At 74.3% G+C, this 8593-nt stretch carries 7 protein-coding genes and 1 pseudogene; 3 read left to right on the plus strand and 5 right to left on the minus strand.

Going from position 1 to position 8593, the window contains the following annotated elements; translation table 11 throughout:
* Positions 1–76: 76 nt before the first annotated feature.
* Positions 77–931, minus strand: a complete 855-nt coding sequence (locus tag SSBG_RS19205) for a spermidine synthase (RefSeq protein ID WP_008747733.1) — start codon at positions 929–931, stop codon at positions 77–79.
* Positions 932–1158: 227 nt separating this feature from the next.
* Between SSBG_RS19205 and SSBG_RS19210 the strand changes: the two genes are divergently transcribed.
* Positions 1159–1959, plus strand: a complete 801-nt coding sequence (locus SSBG_RS19210) for a response regulator transcription factor (RefSeq protein ID WP_037870151.1) — start codon at positions 1159–1161, stop codon at positions 1957–1959.
* Here the strand turns inward: SSBG_RS19210 and SSBG_RS19215 are convergent.
* Complete coding sequence (locus SSBG_RS19215) at positions 1884–3560, minus strand: bifunctional aspartate transaminase/aspartate 4-decarboxylase (protein WP_008747736.1); 1677 nt, start codon at positions 3558–3560, stop codon at positions 1884–1886. The two genes, SSBG_RS19210 and SSBG_RS19215, sit on opposite strands and share 76 nt — an antisense overlap.
* Before the next feature lie 478 nt (positions 3561–4038).
* On the opposite strand from SSBG_RS19215, the gene SSBG_RS19220 reads away from it, so the two are divergent.
* Positions 4039–5073, plus strand: a complete 1035-nt coding sequence (locus tag SSBG_RS19220; protein ID WP_008747737.1) for a LacI family DNA-binding transcriptional regulator — start codon at positions 4039–4041, stop codon at positions 5071–5073.
* 207 nt (positions 5074–5280) lie between these two features.
* On the opposite strand, the gene SSBG_RS19225 is transcribed toward SSBG_RS19220, so the two are convergent.
* From SSBG_RS19225 to SSBG_RS19235, 3 genes are all read right to left on the minus strand, one after another.
* Positions 5281–5907, minus strand: coding sequence for a hypothetical protein (locus SSBG_RS19225; RefSeq protein ID WP_008747738.1), 627 nt, complete (start codon positions 5905–5907; stop codon positions 5281–5283).
* Entirely contained in the window at positions 5904–6527 is a 624-nt protein-coding gene (locus tag SSBG_RS19230; protein ID WP_008747739.1) for a DNA polymerase ligase N-terminal domain-containing protein, read from the minus strand. The genes SSBG_RS19225 and SSBG_RS19230 overlap by 4 nt, the downstream gene beginning before the upstream one ends.
* A 212-nt stretch (positions 6528–6739) precedes the next feature.
* Positions 6740–7195 carry a MarR family winged helix-turn-helix transcriptional regulator gene (locus SSBG_RS19235; RefSeq protein ID WP_008747740.1) on the minus strand — a complete coding sequence of 152 codons (456 nt, stop codon included), beginning with the start codon at positions 7193–7195 and terminating at the stop codon, positions 6740–6742.
* 133 nt (positions 7196–7328) lie between these two features.
* Between SSBG_RS19235 and SSBG_RS19240 the strand changes: the two are divergent.
* Positions 7329–8593 (plus strand): annotated as a pseudogene (locus SSBG_RS19240) (MFS transporter); the annotation flags it as partial.

The following is an 8593-nucleotide window of genomic DNA, read 5'->3' on the forward strand; positions in this document are numbered from 1 at the left end:
CCGCGCGTCCGGGCCCGCACCGCGCGTCCCGGCCCGTCCCGCGCGTCCCGGCCCGCCCCGCCGGGGGCCCCGCCGTCTAGCGGGCGAAGACCCCGTCCGGCGGGGCCGGTGAGCGTTTCGCCGTGTCGTCGCGCACCGGCGCGGCCCCGCCTGTGAAGTCCCGTAGCGCGCGGCCGTGTTCGACGCGCCCAGGGTGCGGGTCGGCGGCGACCGCGCGGGTGTAGGGGGCGAGCGGGAGCGGGACGGCCGAGGCGGCGAGGACCGCGTTGCCGAAGTGCTTGCCGCGCAGCACGGCGGGATCGGCGGCGAGGGCGAGTTCGGGGAAGACCTCCGCCGCCGTCGCGATCTGCCCGCGCAGGAAGGCGAGCGGCGGCCCGTCGGTCAGGTTCGCGACGTAGGTGCCCGCCGGGTCCAGTACCCGGCGGACCTCGCCGAGGTATTCGGTGCTCGTGAGGTGCGCGGGCGTGCGCGCCCCGGCGAAGACGTCCCCGATGACCAGGTCCGCCCAGTCCTGGGGGAGCCTGGCCAGTACCTCGCGCGCGTCGGCGGCCCGGACCCGTACGCGCGCCTGCGCGTCGAGCGGCAGGTGCGCGCGCACGAAGGCGGTCAGTGCCGCGTCCACCTCGGCGACCTGCTGCGTCGAGCGCGGGCGGCTCGCCGCCACGTACCGCGCGAGGGAGAGGGCCCCGCCCCCGAGGTGCAGCACCCGCAGTGGGCGGCCCGCCGGGGCGAGCAGGTCGGCGAGGTGGCCGATGCGGCGCTGGTAGGCGAAGTCGAGGTGCCGGGGCGCGTCGAGGTCCACGTACGACTGCGGCGCCCCGTCCAGCGTCAGCGTGAAGGCCCGCGTGCGCCCGCGCTCGGGGACGAGCTCCGCGCGCCCGCCGCCCACCTCCGCCGTGAGCCGGTCGGTCTCGTTCCTCTTCCGTGCCATCCGGGCATTTTACGAGGACGGCGTGAAGCCGCCGCAGGTCACGAGCCGGGCCGCCCGGCCCACCGGCCGGGCTCCCGCAGGTCACGGCGCCGCCCGGTTCCGGCGCCGCGCCCGCGTTCCGCACCAAAGGCCCCACCTTCCCCTATCGCGTCAACATCACACCCACTAGGGCCGTTTGGGTCCTTCCGGGGGTCCGGCACCCACCGGATGGGCTACCGTCCCTGCCTATGGCGCGTGTGCTCGTGGTGGAGGACGACCCGTTCGTGCGTTCGGCCCTGATCCGGCACCTGTCGGAGGCCGCGCACGCGGTGCGCAGTGTGGGCACGGCCCTGGAGGCGCTGCGCGAGGTCGCCCAGCACGAGGTGGACCTCGTCGTCCTCGATCTCGGGCTGCCCGATCTCGGCGGGGCCGAGGCGCTGCGGATGCTGCGCGGCCTCACCAACGTGCCCGTCATCGTCGCGACGGCCTGCGAGGACGAGGCCGAGGTCGTCCGCCTCCTCAACGACGGCGCCGACGACTACCTCGTCAAGCCGTTCTCGGCCGTCCACCTCCTCGCCCGGATGACCGCCGTGCTGCGCCGCTCGCGCCCCGCCCGCGAGGAGCCCGCCGGGGTCCTCGCGGCCGGCGGGCTGCGCGTCGATCCCTTACGCCGCCGCGCCGAACTCGACGGCGTGGAACTGGAGCTGACCCGGCGGGAGTTCGACCTCCTCGCCTTCCTCGCGAGCCGCCCGGGCGTGGTCGTCCCGCGCCGCGAACTCCTCGCCGAGGTGTGGCAGCAGTCCTACGGCGACAACCAGACCATCGACGTCCACCTGTCCTGGCTGCGGCGCAAGCTCGGCGAGACGGCGGCGGCCCCGCGCTACCTGCACACGCTGCGGGGGGTCGGCGTGAAGCTGGACCCCCCGCCCGCCCACGCTCGACCCCCCGTCCCTCCCCCTCGCCTGAGCGCGCCTCAGTCCTCCGACCGCCGCCACTCCGCCTCGTACTCGTCGAAGACGGCCCGCAGGTGGTGCCCGATCCGCAGGTAGTCGAGGTCGTCGAGGTTCGCGAGCGAGACGCGTACCGACCACTCCGGGCCGTCGAAGCCGCCGCCGTTGAGGAGCACCACGCCGGTCTGCTCGGCGAGGCGGAAGAGCGGGTCGATGGGCTCGTAGGTGTCCTTGAGGTAGCGGGCGAACTCGGGTCCGCGCGTGCGCTCGGCCTCGGCGAGGAGGTCCAGTTCGATGTAGTACCCGGCCCGCAGCGGGTCCTCCGTGATCTTCATCCGGGCGCCCTCCAGGAGGAGCTGGAGGCGGTCGGCGACGATCCGGCGGACGCGATGCTTGTACGCCTCGCCCTCGGGGAGCAGCCCGAAGAGCGAGCAGAGCGTCATCAGGGCCTGCTGCGGCGTCGAGAGCCCGGCCGTGTGGTTGAGCGCGACATCGCGCGAGTCGGCGACCAGCCGGTCGATGAACCGCAGCTTCTCCGGCTCCAGCGTCAGCGTCCCGTACCGCTTCGCGAGCCGGTCCTTCGTCTCGCGCGGCAGCGCGGCGATCCGCTGGTCGATCACGTTGTCGTCGTGGAGCGCGATGACGCCGAGCCGCCAGCCCGTCGCCCCGTAGTGCTTCGAGTACGAGTACACGAGCAGCGTGTTGCGCGGCAGGTCGGCCGCGAGCGAGGTGAAGCCCTCCACGAAGGTCCCGTACACGTCGTCCGTCACGACGACGAGGTCCGGGTGGGGCCCGGCCACGATGTCCTTGAGCTGGTCCCTGACCCGCTCGCTCAGCGCGAGCGAGGGCGGGTTGCTCGGGTTGACGAGGCACACGAGCTTGATCGAGGGATCGGCGAGCTTCGCGACCTCCTCCTCGGGGTAGCGCCACTCGCGCACCCCCTTCTCCGCGAACATGCTCGCGCGGACGAGGACGACGTCGAAGTCGTAGGTGTCGAGCCCGGCGATCTCGATGTACGGGGTGAAGACCGGCACCATGAGCGCGATGCGGTCGCCCTTCGCGAGGACGCCGTTCGTGAGGAGCGAGTCGAAGATGTAGCACATCGCGGCCGTGCCGCCCTCGGTCGCGAAGAGGCTCACGTTCCCCTCCGGCAGCCTGCCCCCGTACATCTCCTTGCCGAGGTAGCCGCGGATGATCTCCTCGGCGCACGGCAGGATGCGGTCGGGCACGGGGTAGTTGTCGCCCGTGACGGCGTCGGCGAGTTCGTGGACGAGGGTGTCCTTGTCGAGGCCGAAGCGCCGTTGCGCCTCCGCGACGTACCGTTCGAGCAGTTCCGTGCCGGGCAGCCCGGGGTGGCGGCGCAGGAACGAGGCGAAGCGCTCGCCCGCGCCGCGCGCCTCCGGCATCCCGCCCAGGTCGTCGGCCGTCCACACGCGCTTCGACTCCTCCAGCGCGAAGTAGCCGAGCGCGTGGAACGCCTCGCGCGGGCCCGTCGCGACCCAGTTCGGGTTGCCGCGGCCCGCGTTGAGCATCTGCGCCTGCGAGGTGCCCTTCTGGCCCGGCTCGCCCTCCTGTTCGCGCCGGGCGAGGTCGATGAAGACGTTCTTCAGCTCGAACGGGCTGAGCTGCCCGTAGCGCCGGATCTGCTCGCGGCTGTAGCCGGAGGAGTGGTCGACCGCGCGCGAGGCGGGCTGGTTCATGGCGTACTCCTTGGGAGCGGTTCGGGAGCGGGTCCCGGGGCGTGCTGGGCGCGGAGGCCGCGTCAGGACCCCAGGACCCCCACGAGGACCGGCCCGGTCAGGGGCAGGAGGAAGTGGGAGAGGGGGGAGGTGATCGTGTAGCCGATGAGCGGTACGGAGCTGTTCGCGACCTGCGTGATCGCGGTGATCGCCGGGGGCGAGCACTGCTGGCCCGGATGATCCCCATGCCGCTCAGCCGGAGGAACGGAAGGAAGATTCGGGCATAGGGGAGAAATTAGCGGTGGGGGCGCGGGGGGCGCGCGGGACGGACGGGTGTACGGGCGGGGAGCGGCGCCGCCCCTCCGGCCCCCGCACGGGCGCGCCGTCCTTCCCTCCCCCCGCCCCCCTCCCGCCCGGCGCGCCCCATGCGCACAATGGGCGCGCGCGGGTGTCCGGTGCGAGGCGCCGCGTAGGGCAGGGCGAGTGGTGGGAGAGTGCGATGACGCGGGTGAAGCGGGGCGCGGGACGGCCGACCCTTGAGGAGGTCGCGAGCCGCGCGGGCGTGGGGCGCGGCACGGTCTCGCGGGTCATCAACGGCTCGCCGAAGGTCAGCCCCCGCACGCGCGCCGCCGTCGAGGCGGCGGTGCTCGAACTCGGCTACGTACCGAACACGGCGGCCCGCGCGCTCGCCGCGAACCGCGCGGACGCGATCGCGCTCGTCGTCCCCGAGCCGCAGGCCCGCTTCTTCGCCGAGCCGTACTTCTCCGACATCGTCAGCGGTATCGGCAGCGCGCTCGCCGACACACCGCTCCAGCTCCTGCTCACCTTCGCGGGCGGCGAGCGCGAGCGGGGGCGGCTCGCCGGGTACCTCGACGCGCACCGCGTGGACGGCGTGCTGCTCGTCGCGGTGCACGCCGACGACCCGCTCCCGGACCGCCTGGCCGAGCTCGGGATGCCCGCCGTGATCAGCGGCCCCCGCTCCGCCGCCGAGACCCTGCCCTCGGTCGACTCCGACAACTACGGCGGCGCGGTCGCCGCCGTGCGCCACCTCCAGAGCCGGGGCCGCCGCCGTATCGCCCACATCACGGGCCGCCTGGAGGTCTACGGAGCCGAACGCCGCCTCGCCGGCTACCGCGCCTCGGTCGACGGCGCGCCGCTCGTCGCCGAGTCCGACTTCACCGAGGAGGGCGGTCGCCGCGCGATGGCCGAACTCCTGGACCGGGCCCCCGATCTGGACGCGGTCTTCGCCGCCTCCGACCTCCTCGCCTCCGGCGCCCGCCACACGCTGCGCGCGGCGGGCCGCCGCATCCCCGAGGACGTCGCCCTCATCGGCTTCGACGACAGCGCGATCGCCCGCCACCTCGACCCGCCCCTGACGAGCGTGAGCCAGCCGACGGCGGAGATGGGCCGCGTGATGACCCGGATGCTCCTGGACGAGATCGCCACCCGCCCCCCGGGCCGCACCACCCCCCCACCCCGGGCCGGCCGCCAGACGGTCCTGGCGACCCGGCTGGTGGTCAGGGAGTCGAGCTGAGGCGCCGCAGCGCAAGGCGCGGCGCGGAACGGTGACCCGGCTTTCCGGCCGGGGCGCGGCCGGAGTGCGTGGCCTGGTCAGGGTTCGGGGCCGGAGTCAGGGGCAGCGGCGGAGTTTCTGACGGGGGCTGGGCTCGGGGCGGTCGCGGGCGGGTCGTTAACGCGCCGGTCCCGGGTGCGGGGGTACGGCGCCGGGCAGTGGGGCGCGTCAGGCCGCCGCGTGCTCCCGTACGTCCTCGGTCACTTTTTTGTTCAGGGCCGCGCGGACCAGGGCTGCCGCGAAGGTGGCCGGGGTGTCGGTGAGGCGGGCGAGGCGGTGGGGGTCTTCGGGGAGGTTCAGGCGGGCGGCTCCCTGGAGGGCCTTCGCGTCGAAGCGGGGGGCGTATTCCGGCCAGACGGACTGGGCCTCGCGGAGGAAGATGTCCACGCCGGCCGGGCCGATCCCGGGGACCTCGCGGAGCCGGTCGGCGTCCTCGCGCACGGCGCGCAGGTCGCCCGACCACCGCGCGCGGACCAGCTCGGCGCCCTCGCCGAGCTGGGTCGCGGTGCGTTCGTCGTAGCGGCGGTAGTGGCCCTCGCCGAGCGCGTCCACGCGTTCCTGCCAGCTCGCCTCCTCCATCGCCTTCGGTGAGCGCAGGCCGTGCGCGAAGAGCGCGCGGGCCGCCGCCGTCGCCACGTCGGCGCGGATGCGGGCCGACAGCAGCACGCTCAGGACGAGGAGTTGGTAGAGCGGCTGGGGGGTGTCGCGCAGGGTGATGCCGGCCTCGGCCGCGTAGGTCGTGCCGTGCCGGTCCAGGAGGGCCGCCGCCGTCCGGGCCTGGGTCGTGCGTGTCACGGATGCTCCTCTCGGTCCTCCCCGGCCACCTGGCGGAGGGTGCGTCCGCTGCGGGCGGAGCGGGCGCGGTGCGGGTCCGGGGTGCCGTGGCCCGCGCCGGGCCGTACGCCCTTCTCGCGGGCCTTGATCAGGAGCCACGCCTCCTCGCCCTTGCCGCCCGCGCGGAAGCGCGTGAGCGCGTACTCGCCGTGGAGCTTGTCGCCCTCCAGGCGGAAGGTGGCGTGGCCGGATTCCAGCGCCTCGTCGAAGGGGAGGGGGTGCCCGCGCTTGTCGTGGCTCAGCGGTTCGTAGGTGCCCTGGTCCCAGACGATGACCGTCCCGCCCCCGTACTCGCCCGGCGGGATCACGCCCTCGAAGGTGCGGTACTCCATGGGGTGGTCCTCCGTGGGGACCGCGAGGCGTTTGTCGCGCGGGTCGTCCGAGGGGCCCTTCGGCACCGCCCACGACCTCAGGACCCCGTCCACCTCCAGGCGGAAGTCGAAGTGCGTCCGGCGGGCGTCGTGGATCTGCACGACGAAGCGCGGGTGCGCCTTCGCGTCGGCCGCGAGCGAGCCCGCGCCGGAGGGTTCGCGGGTGCGGGAGAAGTCCCGCTTGTGACGGTAGGTGCCGAGCGGTTCCATCGAGCGGGCCCCTTCCGGCGGTGGCGTCGGTCCGTTCCCCCGGTGCGTTCCCCCGCGCGTTCCCCGTCCTCCCAGCATGACGCGCGGGCGCCGGGCCCGCCTCCGGGCGGATGCCGGGCCCGGGACGCGAGTGGGTGCCCGCCCGGGACGCGAGTGGGTGCCCGCCCGGGACGCGGGCGGGTGCCGGGCCCGCCGCGCGCGGGGCGAGGCCGCTACGGCCGGGGCCAGGACCTGCCGCTCAGCCGCTCGATGTCCGTGTTGAAGCGGCGCAGGTAGGAGGCGAAGGCGGCGATGTCCTCCTGCGGCCAGTCCCGCATGATCCGGTCCAGCGAGGTGACCAGGCCCTCGCGCTCCTCGGTGAGCTGGCGCTCCCCCTCGGCGGTGAGCCGGAACTTGCGGGCCATGCCGCCCGCCGGGTCGGGGATGCGCTCGATGAGGCCCGCGCGCGTCGCCGCCGCCGTCTGGCGGTTCAGGGTCGAGGCGTCGAGGCCGAACGCCTCGCTCAGCTCGCCGATCGACATCGGGGCACCCTGCACCTCGATACGGCTCAGCAGCACGTAGGCGCTGCGGTCCATGAGGCCGTCCTGGCGGCGGCCGCCACCCCGGCCCAGGTACCCGTGTCTGCTCAGCAGCAGTTGTTCGTACTCGACCTCGGCCGTCGGCCGCACGTGTCACCTCCGCACGTCACAGGGGCTTCCATCCTCCCACGAGGGGTCCCGCCCGCTTCCGGGGTGTGCACGTTACACAGCACATGTATGATGCACATCTTCCGTGCCCGAACACCAGCCCGAGGACTTCCCCATGCGTACCGTGGCCTCCGCCGACGCGGACACCGCCCAGCCCCCGCCCCGCGGCAAGGGCGTGGTCCCCACCCTGGCCTTCGCCGGGATCGTCGCCGCGATCATGCAGACCCTCGTCCCCCCGCTCCTTGCCGACCTGCCGCGGCTGCTGCACAGCACCCCCCGGCAACACCGCGTGGGTCATCACCGTCACGCTGCTCACCGGGGCCGTCTGCGTCCCGGTCGTCGGGCGCCTCGGCGACCTCGTCGGTAAGCGGCCGATGCTGCTCATCTGCTGCGTACCGCTCGTCGCGGGCTCCGTGGTCTGCGCGCTCTCCTCCTCCGTGCTGCCGATGATCGTGGGGCGCGCGCTCCAGGGCATGGGCATGGGGGTCGTGCCGCCCGGCATCGCGCTGCTGCGGGACGTCGTACCGGCCGAGAAGCTGTCCTCGTCCATCGCGCTGGTCAGCGCCTCCATGGGGATCGGCGGCGGGCTCGGCCTGCCGATCGCGGCGGCCGTGGCGCAGTACGCGAACTGGCGCGCCCTCTTCTGGGGCTCGGCCGTCCTCGCCGCCGCCGTCACCGTGCTCCTGTGGGCGCTCGTGCCGGACGTGCCCGCCGGGGCGCGCGGCCAGCGCTTCGACCTGCTGGGCGCGCTCGGCCTGGGCGCGGGACTCGTGTGCCTCCTGCTCGGCATCTCCAAGGGCGCCGACTGGGGCTGGGGTTCGGCCACGACGCTCGGGCTGCTCGGCGCGGCGGTCGTCGTGCTGCTGCTGTGGGGGGTGTGGGAGACCCGGACGAAGGACCCCGTCGTGGACCTGCGGACGACCGCGCGGCCTCGCGTCCTGCTCACCAACGTCGCCTCGGTCTTCACCGGCTTCGGGATGTACGCCTCGATGCTCGTGCTGCCGCAACTCCTCCAGTTCCCGGAGCGGACCGGCTACGGGCTGGGGCAGTCGATGCTCGCGGCCGGGCTGTGGATGGCGCCCGGCGGCATCATGATGATGTTCGTCTCGCCGCTCGGCGGGAAGCTCTCCAACGCGCGCGGGCCGAAGTTCACGCTGGTCAGCGGCGTGCTCGTGATCGCGGCCGGGTACGGGCTCTCGCTGCTGCTGATGGGCTCGGCGTGGGGCGTCATGGTCGCGCTCATGGTCATCAACAGCGGAGTCGGGCTCGCGTACGGGGCGATGCCGGCGCTCATCATGGGCGCGGTGCCGCTCTCCGAGTCGGCGGCGGCCAACGGCTTCAACGCGCTCATGCGCTCGCTCGGCACGTCGATCGGGGCCG

It is taken from the genome of Streptomyces sp. SPB074 (assembly GCF_000154905.1).
Classification (GTDB): domain Bacteria; phylum Actinomycetota; class Actinomycetes; order Streptomycetales; family Streptomycetaceae; genus Streptomyces.